The 16,571-nt window shown below is 42.9% G+C and carries 13 protein-coding genes, 16 tRNA genes and 3 rRNA genes; 31 read left to right on the top strand and 1 reads right to left on the bottom strand.

Translation table 11 applies throughout. The annotated features are described in order from the left end of the window. The first annotated feature begins 138 nt into the window (after window positions 1-138). The 9 genes from FOL01_RS07755 (at window position 139) to rpoZ (ending at window position 7,250) form a co-directional block, all read left to right on the top strand. Window positions 139-1,029 (top strand): bifunctional 5,10-methylenetetrahydrofolate dehydrogenase/5,10-methenyltetrahydrofolate cyclohydrolase, encoded by an 891-nt coding sequence (locus tag FOL01_RS07755; RefSeq protein WP_075270083.1) that lies wholly within the window; start codon window positions 139-141, stop codon window positions 1,027-1,029. Then, a complete protein-coding gene (gene xseA / locus FOL01_RS07750) occupies window positions 1,014-2,276 on the top strand; it encodes an exodeoxyribonuclease VII large subunit (protein ID WP_075270082.1) in 1,263 nt (420 codons plus the stop codon). The genes FOL01_RS07755 and xseA overlap by 16 nt, the downstream gene beginning before the upstream one ends. A gap of 1 nt (window position 2,277) precedes the next feature. Then, window positions 2,278-2,496, top strand: a complete 219-nt coding sequence (locus tag FOL01_RS07745) for an exodeoxyribonuclease VII small subunit (protein WP_075270081.1) — start codon at window positions 2,278-2,280, stop codon at window positions 2,494-2,496. Next, the gene (locus tag FOL01_RS07740) at window positions 2,462-3,373 is read left to right on the top strand and encodes a polyprenyl synthetase family protein (protein WP_237342622.1); all 912 of its coding nucleotides are present in this window, start codon (window positions 2,462-2,464) and stop codon (window positions 3,371-3,373) included. Before FOL01_RS07745 ends, FOL01_RS07740 begins: the two co-directional genes overlap by 35 nt. Beyond that, complete coding sequence (locus FOL01_RS07735; protein ID WP_075270079.1) at window positions 3,364-4,212, top strand: TlyA family RNA methyltransferase; 849 nt, start codon at window positions 3,364-3,366, stop codon at window positions 4,210-4,212. The genes FOL01_RS07740 and FOL01_RS07735 overlap by 10 nt, the downstream gene beginning before the upstream one ends. Continuing rightward, window positions 4,199-4,642: an arginine repressor gene (locus tag FOL01_RS07730; protein ID WP_075270078.1), complete on the top strand. Its 444-nt coding sequence runs from the start codon at window positions 4,199-4,201 to the stop codon at window positions 4,640-4,642. Before FOL01_RS07735 ends, FOL01_RS07730 begins: the two co-directional genes overlap by 14 nt. 24 nt (window positions 4,643-4,666) lie before the next feature. Continuing rightward, window positions 4,667-6,358 carry a DNA repair protein RecN gene (recN, locus tag FOL01_RS07725; RefSeq protein WP_075270077.1) on the top strand — a complete coding sequence of 564 codons (1,692 nt, stop codon included), beginning with the start codon at window positions 4,667-4,669 and terminating at the stop codon, window positions 6,356-6,358. A gap of 74 nt (window positions 6,359-6,432) precedes the next feature. Then, window positions 6,433-7,050, top strand: a complete 618-nt coding sequence (gmk, locus tag FOL01_RS07720; protein WP_075270076.1) for a guanylate kinase — start codon at window positions 6,433-6,435, stop codon at window positions 7,048-7,050. Next, the gene (gene rpoZ, locus FOL01_RS07715; RefSeq protein ID WP_075270075.1) at window positions 7,047-7,250 is read left to right on the top strand and encodes a DNA-directed RNA polymerase subunit omega; all 204 of its coding nucleotides are present in this window, start codon (window positions 7,047-7,049) and stop codon (window positions 7,248-7,250) included. Before gmk ends, rpoZ begins: the two co-directional genes overlap by 4 nt. 66 nt (window positions 7,251-7,316) lie before the next feature. Here rpoZ and FOL01_RS07710 read toward each other — a convergent pair whose 3' ends face one another. Then, window positions 7,317-7,979 carry a VTT domain-containing protein gene (locus tag FOL01_RS07710; protein ID WP_075270074.1) on the bottom strand — a complete coding sequence of 221 codons (663 nt, stop codon included), beginning with the start codon at window positions 7,977-7,979 and terminating at the stop codon, window positions 7,317-7,319. A 135-nt stretch (window positions 7,980-8,114) separates the two neighbouring features. Between FOL01_RS07710 and FOL01_RS07705 the strand changes: the two genes are divergently transcribed. The 22 genes from FOL01_RS07705 to FOL01_RS07600 all read left to right on the top strand — a co-directional run bounded on the left by FOL01_RS07705 (window position 8,115) and on the right by FOL01_RS07600 (window position 16,455). Continuing rightward, window positions 8,115-8,699 carry a peptidylprolyl isomerase gene (locus tag FOL01_RS07705; protein WP_075270073.1) on the top strand — a complete coding sequence of 195 codons (585 nt, stop codon included), beginning with the start codon at window positions 8,115-8,117 and terminating at the stop codon, window positions 8,697-8,699. 60 nt (window positions 8,700-8,759) lie between these two features. Further along, window positions 8,760-9,161: a CvfD/Ygs/GSP13 family RNA-binding post-transcriptional regulator gene (locus tag FOL01_RS07700; protein ID WP_335673819.1), complete on the top strand. Its 402-nt coding sequence runs from the start codon at window positions 8,760-8,762 to the stop codon at window positions 9,159-9,161. A gap of 18 nt (window positions 9,162-9,179) precedes the next feature. After that, entirely contained in the window at window positions 9,180-9,566 is a 387-nt protein-coding gene (locus FOL01_RS07695) for a hypothetical protein (protein WP_075270071.1), read from the top strand. Window positions 9,567-9,992: 426 nt separating this feature from the next. Beyond that, window positions 9,993-11,567: ribosomal RNA gene (locus FOL01_RS07690) — 16S ribosomal RNA — on the top strand. A 249-nt stretch (window positions 11,568-11,816) separates the two neighbouring features. After that, window positions 11,817-14,733, top strand: a 23S ribosomal RNA gene (locus tag FOL01_RS07685). 94 nt (window positions 14,734-14,827) lie between these two features. Beyond that, window positions 14,828-14,944 (top strand): 5S ribosomal RNA (rrf, locus tag FOL01_RS07680). Together the 16S, 23S and 5S rRNA genes with 16 tRNA genes alongside form the textbook arrangement of a ribosomal RNA operon. Before the next feature lie 6 nt (window positions 14,945-14,950). Continuing rightward, window positions 14,951-15,023: transfer RNA gene (locus FOL01_RS07675), tRNA-Val, on the top strand. Between the two features lie 2 nt (window positions 15,024-15,025). Continuing rightward, window positions 15,026-15,098 (top strand) — tRNA-Lys (locus FOL01_RS07670). Window positions 15,099-15,147: 49 nt separating this feature from the next. Next, window positions 15,148-15,220: transfer RNA gene (locus tag FOL01_RS07665), tRNA-Thr, on the top strand. 4 nt (window positions 15,221-15,224) lie between these two features. Further along, window positions 15,225-15,297, top strand: a tRNA-Gly gene (locus tag FOL01_RS07660). A gap of 2 nt (window positions 15,298-15,299) precedes the next feature. Beyond that, window positions 15,300-15,383 (top strand) — tRNA-Leu (locus FOL01_RS07655). 8 nt (window positions 15,384-15,391) lie between these two features. Further along, window positions 15,392-15,465, top strand: a tRNA-Arg gene (locus tag FOL01_RS07650). Between the two features lie 41 nt (window positions 15,466-15,506). Then, window positions 15,507-15,580 (top strand) — tRNA-Pro (locus FOL01_RS07645). Window positions 15,581-15,603: 23 nt separating this feature from the next. Further along, window positions 15,604-15,677 (top strand) — tRNA-Met (locus FOL01_RS07640). Window positions 15,678-15,693: 16 nt separating this feature from the next. Then, window positions 15,694-15,767, top strand: a tRNA-Ile gene (locus FOL01_RS07635). A 20-nt stretch (window positions 15,768-15,787) separates the two neighbouring features. Further along, window positions 15,788-15,877, top strand: a tRNA-Ser gene (locus FOL01_RS07630). 31 nt (window positions 15,878-15,908) lie between these two features. Beyond that, window positions 15,909-15,982 (top strand) — tRNA-Met (locus FOL01_RS07625). A gap of 24 nt (window positions 15,983-16,006) precedes the next feature. Then, a tRNA-Asp gene (locus FOL01_RS07620) sits at window positions 16,007-16,080 on the top strand. Window positions 16,081-16,089: 9 nt separating this feature from the next. Next, window positions 16,090-16,162 (top strand) — tRNA-Phe (locus FOL01_RS07615). A 23-nt stretch (window positions 16,163-16,185) separates the two neighbouring features. Continuing rightward, a tRNA-Gly gene (locus tag FOL01_RS07610) sits at window positions 16,186-16,257 on the top strand. A gap of 9 nt (window positions 16,258-16,266) precedes the next feature. Then, window positions 16,267-16,341 (top strand) — tRNA-Ile (locus FOL01_RS07605). Between the two features lie 26 nt (window positions 16,342-16,367). Continuing rightward, window positions 16,368-16,455 (top strand) — tRNA-Ser (locus tag FOL01_RS07600). Window positions 16,456-16,571 lie beyond the last annotated feature (116 nt).

Raw genomic sequence — 16,571 nt, 5'->3', positions numbered from 1 at the left:
GCTATGTATGCAATGTTGAAGGCGAATGAATCGTTAAAATTAAGCGATTTATTCGCCTTTTATATTGAGCTATACGTGGTTAAAAACGTGATTGTGTGATAAAATTTATGCACAAGAATGAATAAAAGTGAGGATAATATGGCGAAGATTATTGATGGTAAAGCGATTGCTAAAAAACTACGTGGCGCAGTTTCAGAACAGACGGCTATTTTAAAAGAGCAATCGGTAATTCCTGGTTTAGCTGTGATCTTAGTGGGTGAGGATCCGGCAAGTGAAATCTATGTTCGTAATAAAGAACGTGCGGCTAATAAAGTAGGTGTCCATGCTGAAACGTTTAAATATCCAAGCACGGCCACTGAAGCAGAAATTTTAGATAAAGTAGCTGCATTAAACGTTGATGATACGATTGATGCAATTCTTGTGCAAAGTCCGGTACCATCACAAATTAATGAACAAAAAGTACAAGAAGGTATTATTCCGGAAAAAGATGTTGATGGTTTTCATCCCGAAAATATTGGCCGTCTTTATGCTGGTCAAGCGGGTTATTACCCAATTGCTAATACACCACGTGGTATTATGACCATGTTACAGCATGAAAAAATTGATTTATCAAATAAACATGCGGTTGTTATTGGACGTTCAATTCTTGTTGGTCGACCAATGTTTGCACTATTACAAGCTGCTAATGTTAGTGTGACGTTATTACATCAATATACGCCAGCGACATTACGTCGCGAGTTATTAGCTGTAGCGGATATTGTCGTGGTTGCCACAGGGGTTCCTGACTTAGTAATGGGCGCTGACTTGAAGCCAGGGGCTGTTGTCATGGATGTCGGAATGAATCGATTACCAAATAATGAGTTAGTTGGTGATGTGAATTTTGTGTCAGCTGAAAAAGTTGCTGGCGCCATTACACCTGTTCCGGGTGGTGTCGGTCCGATGACGATTGCAACATTACTACAAACCACAGTGGAACTTGCCGCGAAGCACCACCACATAGAATTGGAGCAAGGATGGCAGAATATTTAACGGTTTCAGCGTTAACTGCTTACTTAAAGCGTAAGTTTACAGCTGATCCATATTTAAAAAAAGTCTATGTAACAGGAGAGATTTCCAATTATCGTCAACGACCAGGTCATCAATATTTTAAAATCAAAGATGATCAAGCAGTCCTATCAGTGACGATGTTTAAGTCAGCTTTTAACCGTCTAAAATTCCAATTGGAACCAGGTATGAAAGTTAATGTTAGTGGTCATATGGATCTTTATGCACCTAATGGGTCATATAGTTTGATTATTGAAACGATTACACCTGATGGTGTCGGTGCATTATATCAAGCCTACGAACAATTAAAAGAAAAATTAGATAAAGAAGGCTTGTTTCAGGCTAGGCAAGCGAAGATACCTTTGTTTCCTAAGAAAATTGCAGTCATCACATCGCCAAGTGGTGCAGTTATTCGCGATATTATGACAACCGTGCAGCGACGGTATCCGATTGCTGAAATTGTCTTATATCCGGCAGTTGTGCAGGGGGATGGCGCAGTCCCTTCCTTATGTCAACAGATTGAAGCTGTTAATCAAGCGCAGGATTATGATGTGTTGATCATTGGACGTGGTGGTGGATCAATCGAGGATTTATGGGCGTTTAATGATGAAAAGCTTGCTCGACAGTTATTAACGGTCAAGATTCCGGTAATTAGTTCTGTGGGACATGAAACGGATACAACTATTGCTGATTTCATTGCTGATAAACGTGCTGCAACGCCGACTGCTGCTGCGGAATTGGCGACACCAATGCCCTTAGCAGATTTATGGTTGGCTATTCAACAAAATCAACAAAAGCTAGTCACGTTGTTACAACGTGAAATTGCGCAACGTAAAGACCAGTTAACACGGATACAACAAAGTTATGTATTAACGAATCCGGAACGATTGTATGAAGGATATTTACAACGTTTGGATATTGCACAAGATAAATTGATTCGAACAGTTACAGGACAAATTGCACAGCAAAAGCAACAAGTAGAGACATTATTGCCACGATTAAAAATGAGTATGCAACATGAAATGGCCCAGTCTAAACAGCGTTTTGGTCAAGCTGCGTCTGGCTTACAATTGGTGAGTCCATTAGCTGTGTTGGGTCGTGGTTATAGTGTGACCAAAAAAGATACTGAAGTGGTTCGGCAATTAAAACAAGTTGCGTTGGATGACGATATCACGATTCAAATATCAGATGGTGAAATCGTTGCCCGGGTTACCGAAAAGAAAGAGAAGTAAAATGGCAGAGAAAACATTTGAAGAGAATCTAGCAAACTTAGAAAAAATTGTTAGCCAATTGGAAAAAGGTGACGTTCCGCTAGAAGAAGCGCTCAAACAATTCGAAATTGGTATTAAAATTAGTCAAGATTTACAAAAAACATTACAAAATGCTGAAACTAGCCTCGCCAAAATTGTGAACGAGGATGGCAGCATTAGTGATTTTGGCGATGGAGAATAGGCTGATGCGGTTAAAAGAATTTTCAAAGATTGTGATACCTAAAATTGAGCGAACCTTAGAAACTGAATTAACAAATGATGTGTCATTATCAACATTGCGGGAGGCCATGTTGTATGCAGTATTGGCAGGTGGTAAACGTCTCCGGCCGATGTTATCATTGGCGGTTCTCCATACTTATGGGCAACCGGTTGATAATTATCTTAAAGCAGCAAGCGCGTTAGAATTGGTACACACGTATAGTTTGATTCATGATGACCTGCCAGCAATGGATGATGACGAATTAAGACGTGGCAAGCCTACTACTCATCGTGCATTTGGTGAGGATATGGCGATTTTGGCGGGGGATGCTTTACAACCATTAGCTTTTGAATGGTTAACTGCGGCAGATCAACCATTGAATGATTCACAGCGCGTGCAACTTGTCGCAACCTTAGCTAAGGATTCAGGTGGTGCCGGTATGGTAGCTGGACAGGTGTTAGATATTGAAGCAATGCAGAAAGCTGCCGTGACATTATCTGAAACACAGGCGATTCATTATCATAAAACAGGCGCCTTGATTGCATACGCACTACAAGCTGGTGCCATTATGGCTAATGCAGATAAAGAAGTTCAAAAGATTTTGCGTGATTTTGGTATGGCGTATGGTTTAGCATTTCAGATCAAAGATGATATTGATGATTATCAAGCAGGTAAGGTGGAATCACAAGCTTATCCAACTATTCTGGGATTACCCCAAACGGTTTTGGCATTAAAAACACAAGTAAACAATGCTAACACAGCACTTTCACAGTTTGAAAAAGCTACGGGATTAGATACAACATTATTGGCATCATTCTTAGATTATTTTACAGAAACATTGGAGCAAACATGGGAATAGAAAAAGAACGCGTTGATGTTTTAGCGGTACAGCAAGGACTATTTACTTCACGTGAACAGGCTAAACGAGCCATTATGGCTGGTGAAATCTTAGGAGCTAATGAACAACGGATGGATAAAGCTGGTGAAAAGATACCAGTTACTACGGAATTACATCTGAAGGGCGCTCCCATGCCATATGTATCACGGGGAGGCTTTAAATTAGAAAAAGCATTACATGTATTTGACATTGATATGGCAAATAAAACGGTATTGGATATTGGGTCATCAACGGGTGGCTTTACCGATGTTTCATTGCAAAATGGTGCAAAATTAGTTTATGCGTTAGATGTGGGGACGAATCAGTTAGTGTGGTCATTACGTTCTGATGAACGCGTTATCGTGATGGAAAATACTAATTTTCGTTACTCACAGTTGGCGGATTTCCAAGATGGACAACCGCAAATAGCAACGATTGATGTTTCATTCATTTCATTGAACCTTATTTTGCCACCATTGGCTAAGATTTTAGAAGCTGGTGGTTCGGTTGCGACATTGATTAAACCGCAATTTGAAGCAGGACGTGAGGCTGTTGGTAAACACGGTATTGTAAAAGATGCGACAATTCATAGCCAAGTTATTGATAAAGTTGCTGATTATGCCAAACAAGCAGGATTCAGCATGATTGGGTTAGACTATTCACCGATTAAGGGTGGTTCGGGAAATATTGAATTTCTTGCACATCTGGTATTGGATGGCGGGGGAAGTACAATGACGGCGGCTGACAGAGAGGCCGTTGTACAATCAGCACATTCCCAGTTAAATGCCCATCGCGAGGGTAAAGAAGATGAGAAAAACTAAAAAAGAAAGACAATTGGCAATTCGTGAGTTAATTGCACAAAAAAATATTCAACGGCAAGAGGATTTGGTTGCTGAATTAAACCGGGTCGGTTGGGAAGTTACCCAGGCGACCATCTCACGTGACATTTCAGAGATGCAATTAGTTAAGGTACCTCTTGAAACAGGAGGGTTTGCTTATGCAATTGTGGCACAAACCGATGCATTGGTACGTATAAAGAGAATTATTCAAGAGCCAACGACGACGATTCGTACACAAGATAATTTTGTGATGATTACAGTGTTGCCCGGTACGGGTCCGGCCTTGAAATCAGCCTTAGAAGAAGCCGATTTTGACGAGCTGTTTGGTATGTTAGGTGATGATTCAGATGTACTGATCATTTTAAATAGAGATGTACAAGCAAGTGAGTTTGTTACGCAACAATTACAGTAAATTGGCTATACTTGAGGAGGACGCATGTTACAAGAACTATCAATTCAAAATTTTGCGATTATTCCAAAATTAAATATTAGTTTCGAACCGGGGATGACGGTATTGACAGGTGAGACTGGTGCTGGAAAATCTATTATTATTGACGCGGTTGGTTTGCTAACAGGTGGTCGAGGTTCACAAGATTATATACGAGAAGGTACTAATACAGCAATTTTGCAGGGATTGATCGATGTTGAACCAAATACGGCGTTATCAGAGATTCTCGATGATTTGGGCGTTGTTTTAGAAGATGGCCAACTGCTGATTCATCGAGAATTGCATCGAAATGGACGCAATGTTATTCGAGTTAATAATACTTTAGTCAATGCGACAGCTTTAAAATTATTAGGTAGTCACTTGGTAGATATTCATGGTCAAAATGAACATCAGGCTTTAATGCAACCTGAACGTCACTTAAGTTTGTTAGATGAATTTGCTAAAAACCGATTGCAACCTGTTATGGCAGCCTACAGTCAGGCTTATAAAAAGTATCGTCGTTTAGAAGATGCTTATCGTCAACGACAAGCGGATGAACAAGCTTGGGCACAGCGTTTAGATATGCTAAGTTTTCAAAGTAATGAATTGAATGAAGCCAACTTGGAAGCTGGTGAAGAAGAACGTCTTGAAGCTGAATATCAAGAGTTATCAAATTTTCAAGACGTTCTAACTGCCTTGTCAAAGGCTTACGAAGCATTAAGTGGTGAATGGGAACATAATGGTTTAGAAACTATTGCGACGGCAATGGGTGAGTTAGAAGATATTGAAGAACTATCACCTCGTTATGCGCGGTTAGCTGAGGCTGTGCGAGGTGCCTATTATGAATTACAAGAAGCAAGTTCAGATATATTAACGGTTCGTGATGGTTTAGAGTTTGATGAAGAACGCTTGCAATTTGTCGATGAACGCTTAAATTTGATTCGGTCATTGGAAAAGAAATATGGTGCGACAGTTACTGACGTGTTAGAACATCAACAAAAAGTAGATGCCGAATTAGCCCAAATGGGTGGCAGCGAGCAGAGTGCAGCAGCATTAGCTGACGAGGTAGAGCTTGCTAAAAAAGAAGCCAATACCTTGGCTGAGCAGCTACATGATATTCGAAGTGAAGCGGCAACGTCGCTAGCAAAGCAAATTCATGAGCAATTGAAAGATTTGTACATGGATAAGGCTGTTTTCTCGGTAAAGTTTGAGCACCAGCGCTTAACTGCGACGGGATCAGATATTGTTGAGTTTTATATTCAAACTAACTTGGGTGAAGGTGCTAAGCCGTTAGCCAAAATTGCATCTGGTGGTGAGCTTTCACGAATGATGCTGGCTATGAAAACCATCTTCTCGCGAGAACAAGGGGTAACATCGATCATTTTTGATGAGGTTGATACGGGTGTTTCCGGCCGTGTTGCTCAGGCGATTGCTGAAAAAATAGCTGTTATTGGCCGTTACTCGCAAGTACTTACGATTACTCATTTACCTCAGGTAGCCGCCATTGCTGACCACCACTTTTTCATTGAGAAACAAGTGGTGGGAGAACGTACCGAGACGGTGGTACGACAATTACCAGAAGCACAACGAACGGATGAATTAGCCCGGATGTTATCAGGTGACGAATTAACGCCTGCTGCGAAAGAAAATGCCCGTGATTTACTCAAAAGAGCCCATGATAATAAAATTTCAGAGGAATAAAGTTGTCTCAAAGAGAAAAAACGAGTAAAATGACTACTTAAATAGCTAAATAAAAAGTTAGGAGCAAGTATACCATGAAACGTGGCGTATTAATCGTACTATCTGGACCGTCTGGCGTGGGAAAGGGTACTGTACGAAAGGCCTTATTCGAGGAACCAGATATTGATTTTCAATATTCTATTTCAATGACTACTAGACAGCCCAGAAATGGTGAGGTAAACGGTGAAGATTACTTTTTTGTGACCCGCGAAGAATTTGAAACAGAAATTGCAAATGGCGATATGTTGGAATATGCTGAATATGTAGGAAACTATTATGGTACTCCTAAGAAGTTTATTGACCAAACATTAGCAGCAGGGCGAGATGTTCTATTGGAAATAGATGTACAGGGTGCACTACAGGTGAAAGAAAAAATGCCAGAAGGGGCTTATATTTTCTTAACACCACCTGATTTAGCTGCCCTGAAAGAGCGATTGATTGGTCGTGGTACAGAGGCGATGGATGTTATTGATCGCCGTGTATCAGCAGCAACTGCTGAGATTCGTATGATGGCGAACTATGATTATGCAGTTGTTAATGATGAAGTTTCATTGGCTGTTAATCGTATTAAAGATATTATTAAAGTTGAGCGATTACGCGTTAACCGTGTGTTGCCAGAGTATATTAAAATGATTGAGGAGTTAGAGGCATGATTTTATACCCATCTGTTGATAAATTATTAGAGAAAGTTGATTCACGTTATAAGCTAATTGCTTTAGGCGCAAAGCGAGCTCATGGATTGGAGCAAGGTGAATTGCCTACTTTGTCAAAGTTCGATTCAGTTAAGCCAATTGGCCAAGCTTTTGAAGAAATAGAAGCTGGCAATGTGGTTATTGATGATACAAACAAATAAGTAAGTTTAATATATAAAAAAGAAGACGGACTTTGTTGAGTCCGTCTTCTTTTTTATAGACGATAATTATTTTTCAATCTGTTTTTGCTTTTTTGAGACAATCATTTGACGAGCAGCACTAATAATGGCTGGTAATGCTGAAACAAGTAGAATACCAATAAGAACTAATGAGAAATGTTCACTGACAAACGCATTACCACCGAAGTAATAACCAGCTTCGACAGCAATAACGACCCATAAGGTAATTGCGATCATTTCTAACCCGATAAAGTTTCGGTATCGAAAACCTGAGATGGAAGCAGTGAAAGGAACCAATGTTCGGATGATTGGTAAGAACCGACCTAGAATAACAGCCATTTTACCGTGCTTTACAAAGAACTCATTAGCCTCTTGTAAGTGCTTTTCCTTGATAAAGCGTCCTAAAATAGGGTGACGGACTAATTTCAAACCAACCGTTCGTCCTAACCAAAAGTTAAGCGAATCACCAGTGGCTGCAGCAATCCAAAATAGTAACATTAATACCCAATGGTTGAGTGAGTTACCTGATAGAGCTGCGATTGATCCAGCTGCAAATAGTAACGAATCCCCCGGTAGAAATGGCAGGACAACAGCACCTGTTTCGATAAAAATAACGGCAAATAGAGCAGCATATGACCAACCACCCCATGTATTTACTAGATTATTTAAATGAACATCAAGATGGAGGAATATATCGATAATTTGAACCATTTTGTGTTTAAACTCCTATATTTGTCAATTGACTAAAAATTACTTAGCTTCTAGTTTAACACTTTTTTAAGCCCATGTACGTTATATGTTATAATAACCCCAGTATATTTAACATAACTTAAGAGGAGAAATATAATGGCTTTTCCACAATTAAATATAAGTGAAGTGTCAGGACCAATCGCGACTTTATCAACAACGTTAGGTGACATCAAAGTACAATTGTTCCCCACACAAGCGCCTAAAACAGTTGAAAATTTTGTTGGATTAATTAAACAAGGGTATTATGATGGCATCATTTTTCATCGTGTTATTAATGAGTTTATGATTCAAGGTGGTGATCCTACCGGTACTGGTATGGGTGGTGAATCTATTTGGGGTAAATCATTTGCCGATGAGTTTTCTGATGAGGTCTTTAATTTGCGGGGTGCTTTGTCAATGGCAAATGCTGGTCCAAATACAAATGGTTCACAATTCTTTATTGTCCAAGCACATAAGGTACCAGAACGTATGTTGCAATCACTTGCAGGAATGGTTCCTGATGAAATCATTCAAGCATATAGTAAAAATGGTGGAACTCCATGGTTAGATAAGCACCATACTGTATTTGGTCAAGTTATCGAAGGAATGGATGTTATTGATAACATGGCAAATCAAAAAGTTGACTTTGCTGATAAGCCAAAGACAGATATCAAAATTTTAAAAGCAACAGTAACTGATTAATTAATAAGCCGGGATGTTTTCTCGGATACATATATTTTAATATTGTATATAGGAGGTATAATGATGACGTTTCATGTCGGCCAGGTCTTAGAAGGGGTTGTAACTGGCATACAACCCTATGGTGCTTTTGTACAGCTTGATGAAAAACATCAAGGATTAATTCATATATCCGAGTGTCGTTCAGCGTTTATCCATGAGATTGGGGATGAAATAAAGGTTGGTGAGCCAATCCGTGTCATGATTCTAGATATTGATCTATACAGTCATAAGATATCTCTTTCTAGACGGACAGTCCTTGATGGTTATGATAAAGCGCCACTTGATATTGAAAATGTAAAACAAGAGCATAAATATATTCAACATCATTATTGGACGAATCAACATTTAGAGATAGGCTTTGATACTATTTCTAAATCTGGGCAATCGATGATTAATGAAGCACTTGAACGTTTGCATCAATAGAAGTACAAGGAGACGAATATGTCACTTATTGCAGGAACAATTATATTTACGCGAAATGAACAGTCATATTTTTTAGTAACAGATGAAGTACCAGAACCAAAGTTCTACACAGTTAAGATGCATAAACATGACGGTGACACTGCTCTAGGATCACTTGTTAGTGGTATGCAAGATGAATTAGGTATTAATATGGATAACTTGCGTTTTGGGGAGTTAGCAGCTTGGCATACGCAAGGTTTGGATTCGCCAGAAGATTTGATTTCGCTATACACATTTGAACCAGTTGATTCAGAAAATTTGAATTTGGATCGCTTAAGCTTACTTGGATTGCAGTTCGTGAATGCCAAGGACGTGGTTGATTTTTTGAAAAACGTTGATATGACAGGAGTTATGCAATTAGATTAATTTTATTTTGAAAAACACTTGCAATTGTTTCATAAATTAGGTATTATTAAAAAGTTGAGTTTTGAGGAAAGATTACATTATTCATTTAAACTCAATAATAATCAATTGAAATTAAATGTTGACAATCAGGATTTAATAAGATATGATTATTAAGTTGTGTTAGAGCAATGGATGTCAAACAACAATTGTTAGTTGATGAATTTCTTGACAATGTTGCACGAAGTTGTTATTCTAATATAGCTGGCGTTGAGTAAACGCTTTCTAACGAGATAGTTCTTTGAAAACTGAATATCGTTTCGATGAAACAAATGTGTAGGGTCATCAAGTAATTTACTTGATACAAAACATTTGTGAAGTCAATTCACTAATAAATTCGTTTAACTTCTGTTAAACAAATAACAACAAATTGAGTTATACTCAAACTTTTAAAATGAGAGTTTGATCCTGGCTCAGGATGAACGCTGGCGGCGTGCCTAATACATGCAAGTCGAACGCTTTGTCTTTAATTGATATGAAGAGCTTGCTCTGATTTGATTTTATCTGACAAAGAGTGGCGAACGGGTGAGTAACACGTGGGTAACCTACCTCTTAGCAGGGGATAACATTTGGAAACAAGTGCTAATACCGTATAATACTAACAACCGCATGGCTGTTAATTGAAAGATGGTTCTGCTATCACTAAGAGATGGACCCGCGGTGCATTAGCTAGTTGGTAAGGTAATGGCTTACCAAGGCGATGATGCGTAGCCGAGTTGAGAGACTGATCGGCCACAATGGGACTGAGACACGGCCCATACTCCTACGGGAGGCAGCAGTAGGGAATCTTCCACAATGGGCGCAAGCCTGATGGAGCAACGCCGCGTGTGTGATGAAGGGTTTCGGCTCGTAAAACACTGTTATAAGAGAAGAACGACATTGAGAGTAACTGTTCAGTGTGTGACGGTATCTTATCAGAAAGGAACGGCTAAATACGTGCCAGCAGCCGCGGTAATACGTATGTTCCAAGCGTTATCCGGATTTATTGGGCGTAAAGCGAGCGCAGACGGTTATTTAAGTCTGAAGTGAAAGCCCTCAGCTCAACTGAGGAAGGGCTTTGGAAACTGGATAACTTGAGTGCAGTAGAGGAAAGTGGAACTCCATGTGTAGCGGTGAAATGCGTAGATATATGGAAGAACACCGGTGGCGAAAGCGGCTTTCTGGACTGTAACTGACGTTGAGGCTCGAAAGTGTGGGTAGCAAACAGGATTAGATACCCTGGTAGTCCACACCGTAAACGATGAGTGCTAGATGTTCGAGGGTTTCCGCCCTTGAGTGTCGCAGCTAACGCATTAAGCACTCCGCCTGGGGAGTACGACCGCAAGGTTGAAACTCAAAGGAATTGACGGGGACCCGCACAAGCGGTGGAGCATGTGGTTTAATTCGAAGCAACGCGAAGAACCTTACCAGGTCTTGACATCCCTTGTCAATCCTAGAAATAGGATGTTCCCTTCGGGGACAAGGTGACAGGTGGTGCATGGTTGTCGTCAGCTCGTGTCGTGAGATGTTGGGTTAAGTCCCGCAACGAGCGCAACCCTTATTATTAGTTGCCAGCATTTAGTTGGGCACTCTAGTGAGACTGCCGGTGACAAACCGGAGGAAGGTGGGGATGACGTCAAATCATCATGCCCCTTATGACCTGGGCTACACACGTGCTACAATGGCATATACAACGAGTCGCTAACCCGCGAGGGTACGCTAATCTCTTAAAGTATGTCTCAGTTCGGATTGTAGGCTGCAACTCGCCTACATGAAGTCGGAATCGCTAGTAATCGCGGATCAGCACGCCGCGGTGAATACGTTCCCGGGTCTTGTACACACCGCCCGTCACACCATGAGAGTTTGTAACACCCAAAGCCGGTGCGGTAACCTTTTAGGAGCCAACCGTCTAAGGTGGGACAGATGATTAGGGTGAAGTCGTAACAAGGTAGCCGTAGGAGAACCTGCGGCTGGATCACCTCCTTTCTAAGGAAAATCGGAATCCTACACATTCAACGAAACGATATTTAGTTTTGAGAGTTTTATCTCTCTGATTAGTTCTTTGAAAACTGAATCATAATTGTAAATTTTTAAATTCATTTAAATTGATTTTTATCAATTAAATTGAGCCGAAAAAATACACCGCGTAATTTTTTGAGTTTTTTAAATAAGTTTAAAATCGCTTGTGACCATTGAGTCACAATACTCAAACGAAATCATCAACGTAAGTTGATCGGTTAAGTTATTAAGGGCGCATGGTGAATGCCTTGGCACTAGGAGCCGATGAAGGACGGGACTAACACCGATATGCCTCGGGGAGCTGTAAGTAAGCTTTGATCCGGGGATTTCCGAATGGGGGAACCCAACTTGTTATGCAAGTTATCGTTTTAATGAATACATAGTTAAACGATGGTAGACGTTGTGAACTGAAACATCTCATTAGCAACAGGAGAATAAAGAAAAATCGATTCCGTCAGTAGCGGCGAGCGAACACGGAGAAGCCCAAACCAGAGTGCTTGCACTCTGGGGTTGTAGGACTACCGTTGTGGAGTTACAAATTTGTTTATTAGCAGAATCAGCTGGGAAGCTGAGCGACACTGGGTGATAGCCCCGTATGCGAAAGTAAGCAAACTCCCGTGTAGGATCCTGAGTACGGCTGGACACGTGAAATCCAGTTGGAAACTGCGAGGACCATCTCGTAAGGCTAAATACTCCCTAGTGACCGATAGTGAACCAGTACCGTGAGGGAAAGGTGAAAAGCACCCCGGAAGGGGAGTGAAAAAGTTCCTGAAACCATGTGCCTACAACAAGTTAGAGCCCGTTAATGGGTGATAGCGTGCCTTTTGTAGAATGAACCGGCGAGTTACGATAACATGCAAGGTTAAGGTGGAAAGACCGGAGCCGTAGCGAAAGCGAGTCTGAAATGGGCGACTGAGTATGTTGTTGTAGACCCGAAACCAGGTGACCTACCCATGTCCAGGGTGAAGGTGTGGTAAAACGCACTGGAGGCCCGAACCCATACATGTTGAAAAATGTTGGGATGAGGTGTGGGTAGCGGTGAAATTCCAATCGAACTTGGAGATAGCTGGTTCTCTCCGAAATAGCTTTAGGGCTAGCCTCGGAAGAAAGCGTGTTGGAGGTAGAGCACTGTTTTGGTGCGGGGCCCATCTCGGGTTACTAAACTAAGATAAACTCCGAATGCCAATCACGTATGTCCGGGAGTCAGACAGTGAGTGATAAGATCCATTGTCGAAAGGGGAACAGCCCAGATCGTCAGTTAAGGTCCCTAAGTGTGTGTTAAGTGGAAAAGGATGTGAAGTTGCATAGACAACTAGGATGTTGGCTCAGAAGCAGCCACCATTTAAAGAGTGCGTAATAGCTCACTAGTCGAGTGATTTTGCGCCGAAAATGTACCGGGGCTAAACACACCACCGAAACTACGGGTGCCACGTAAGTGGCGCGATAGGAGAGCGTTCTAAGCGCAATGAAGTCAGACCGTGAGGACTGGTGGAGCGCTTAGAAGTGAGAATGCCGGTATGAGTAGCGAAAGACAGGTGAGAATCCTGTCCACCATATGACTAAGGTTTCCTGGGGAAGGCTCGTCCTCCCAGGGTTAGTCGGGACCTAAGGCGAGGCCGAAAGGCGTAGTCGATGGCTAACAGGTTGAGATTCCTGTACCAGGTGAACATGTTTGAACGATGGAGGGACGCAGAAGGCTAACGGATCCCAGCTGCTGGAAATGCTGGGCCAAGCAATGAGTCTTAGTGTGAGTTAAATGCTTGCACTTATACGGACAAGTTGTGATGGGGACCGAAATAAAGTAGGGAAGTCTGTGATGTCACGCTGCCGAGAAAAGCTTCTAGTTAGTGTTTACCTGCCCGTACCGCAAACCGACACAGGTAGTCGAGGAGAGCATCCTAAGGTGAGCGAGTGAACTCTCGTTAAGGAACTCGGCAAAATGACCCCGTAACTTCGGGAGAAGGGGTGCTCAGCGCAAGCTGAGCCGCAGTGAATAGGCCCAGGCGACTGTTTATCAAAAACACAGGTTTCTGCAAAATCGTAAGATGACGTATAGGGGCTGACACCTGCCCGGTGCTGGAAGGTTAAAAGGAGTACTTAGTTTCGACGAAGGTACGAATTGAAGCCCCAGTAAACGGCGGCCGTAACTATAACGGTCCTAAGGTAGCGAAATTCCTTGTCGGGTAAGTTCCGACCCGCACGAAAGGTGTAACGATCTGGGCGCTGTCTCAACGAGAGACTCGGTGAAATTTAAAGACCCGTGAAGATGCGGGTTACCCGCGACAGGACGGAAAGACCCCATGGAGCTTTACTGTAGCTTGATATTGAGTGTTTGTGCAGCTTGTACAGCATAGGTAGGAGCCGTAGAAATCGGGACGCTAGTTTCGATGGAGGCAAACGTGGGATACTACCCTCGTTGTATGAACACTCTAACTCACACCACTAAGCGTGGTGGAAGACAGTGTCTGGCAGGCAGTTTGACTGGGGCGGTCGCCTCCCAAAAAGTAACGGAGGCGCCCAAAGGTTCCCTCAGAATGGTTGGAAATCATTCGCAGAGTGTAAAGGCACAAGGGAGCTTGACTGTGAGACTTACCAGTCGAGCAGGTACGAAAGTAGGGCTTAGTGATCCGGTGGTTCCGCATGGAAGGGCCATCGCTCAACGGACAAAAGCTACCCTGGGGATAACAGGCTTATCTCCCCCAAGAGTCCACATCGACGGGGAGGTTTGGCACCTCGATGTCGGCTCATCGCATCCTGGGGCTGTAGTCGGTCCCAAGGGTTGGGCTGTTCGCCCATTAAAGCGGTACGCGAGCTGGGTTCAGAACGTCGTGAGACAGTTCGGTCCCTATCCGTCGCGGGCGTAGGAAATTTGAGAGGAGCTGCCCTTAGTACGAGAGGACCGGGGTGGACGTACCACTGGTGTATCAGTTGTTCCGCCAGGAGCATCGCTGAGTAGCTATGTACGGATGAGATAAACGCTGAAAGCATCTAAGTGTGAAACTCGCCTCGAGATGAGATTTCCCATTCAGAAATGAAGTAAGACCCCTCAGAGATGATGAGGTAGATAGGCTAGAAGTGGACGTGTGGTGACACATGGAGCGGACTAGTACTAATGGTTCGAGGACTTAACCAAGTAGCAAGTGGTGTAAGGCAAAATGAAAAAAAGACTTGACATTATGATTCAGTTTTGAGATAATTAATCTCGTGGTTGCTTTTAGTAACTATCGTGTCGTGATGATGGCACTGAGGTCATACCTGTTCCCATACCGAACACAGCAGTTAAGCTCAGTAGCGCCAAAAGTAGTTGGAGGATCGCCTCCTGTGAGGATAGGACATCGCGATGCATCAATGGACGTTTAGCTCAGCTGGGAGAGCACCTGCCTTACAAGCAGGGGGTCACAGGTTCGATCCCTGTAACGTCCATTGGGTCGTTAGCTCAGTTGGCAGAGCAGTGGACTTTTAATCCATGGGTCCTGGGTTCGAGCCCCAGACGACCCACTTTAATAATATGTATCTATTTCGTCAAACTGGTAACTATTTATTTGTTGCCGACTTAGCTCAGTTGGTAGAGCATCGCTCTTGTAAAGCGGAGGTCGAAGGTTCGAACCCTTTAGTCGGCATCATGCGAACATAGTTCAGCTGGTAGAACGCTACCTTGCCATGGTAGAGGTCGCGGGTCCGAATCCCGTTGTTCGCTTTGCCGGCTTGGCGGAATAGGCAGACGCACAGGACTTAAAATCCTGCGATGGAGACATCGTACCGGTTCGATCCCGGTAGCCGGCATATTATTTGCACCTATAGCGCAACTGGATAGAGTGTCTGACTACGAATCAGAAGGTTGAAGGTTCGAATCCTTCTAGGTGCATTACAAACGTTAGTTTGTTTATTATTGCTAGTTAGCATGTTCGGGACGTAGCTCAGTTTGGTAGAGCACCTGGTTTGGGACCAGGGGGTCGCAGGTTCGAATCCTGTCGTCCCGATTATGACACTAAGTGTTATGTTTCGCGGTGTAGCTCAGCTGGCTAGAGCGTCCGGTTCATACCCGGGAGGTCGAGGGTTCGATTCCCCCCGCCGCGATTGGCTCATAGAAATTGGACCTTTAGCTCAGTTGGTTAGAGCAGACGGCTCATAACCGTCCGGTCGTTGGTTCGAGTCCAACAAGGTCCATTTAGGCCTTAGGTATTTATGGAGAATTACCCAAGTCTGGCTGAAGGGAACGGTCTTGAAAACCGTCAGGTCGGGAAACCGGCGCGTGGGTTCGAATCCCACATTCTCCTTCGTCATCATTTGATGATTATTATTTATTATAGCGGGTTGGAGCAGTCTGGTAGCTCGTCGGGCCCATAACCCGAAGGTCGTAGGTTCAAATCCTACACCCGCAATTAAATCAGATTTTTTTATCTGTTGGTCGCATGGTCTAGTTGGTTATGACGTTCGCCTGTCACGCGAAAGATCACGGGTTCGAATCCCGTTGTGACCGTTTTATTTTGGCGCGGTAGCTCAGTTGGTAGAGCATACGATTGAAGCTCGTAGTGTCGACGGTTCGATTCCGCCCCGCGCCATAGCATTATATTAATAGTGTTATGCGGATGTAGTACAACGGCTAGTGCTCCAGCCTTCCAAGCTGGGAATGCGGGTTCGATTCCCGTCGTCCGCTTTGTAGTATGGGACTGTAGCTCAGCTGGTTTAGAGCGCACCCCTGATAAGGGTGAGGTCGGAGGTTCGAGTCCTCTCAGTCCCATTTTGTTAAAAGATTACTTTTGACATGGGGACATACTCAAGAGGCTGAAGAGGCGCCCCTGCTAAGGGTGTAGGTCGGGAAACCGGCGCGAGGGTTCGAATCCCTCTGTCTCCGTACTTAATAACATTAATTGATAACTAGAATTGTTCTCCTTCGGGAGAGCAATTTTTTTGTTTCTAAAAGAAAAAATGAATTAATTGGATAAGATCGTTTGTATACCTTAACATTGT

The organism is Weissella thailandensis (assembly GCF_001932615.1).
In the GTDB taxonomy this organism is placed as follows: domain Bacteria; phylum Bacillota; class Bacilli; order Lactobacillales; family Lactobacillaceae; genus Weissella; species Weissella thailandensis.
This window is presented reverse-complemented; position numbering and strand designations above follow the sequence as displayed.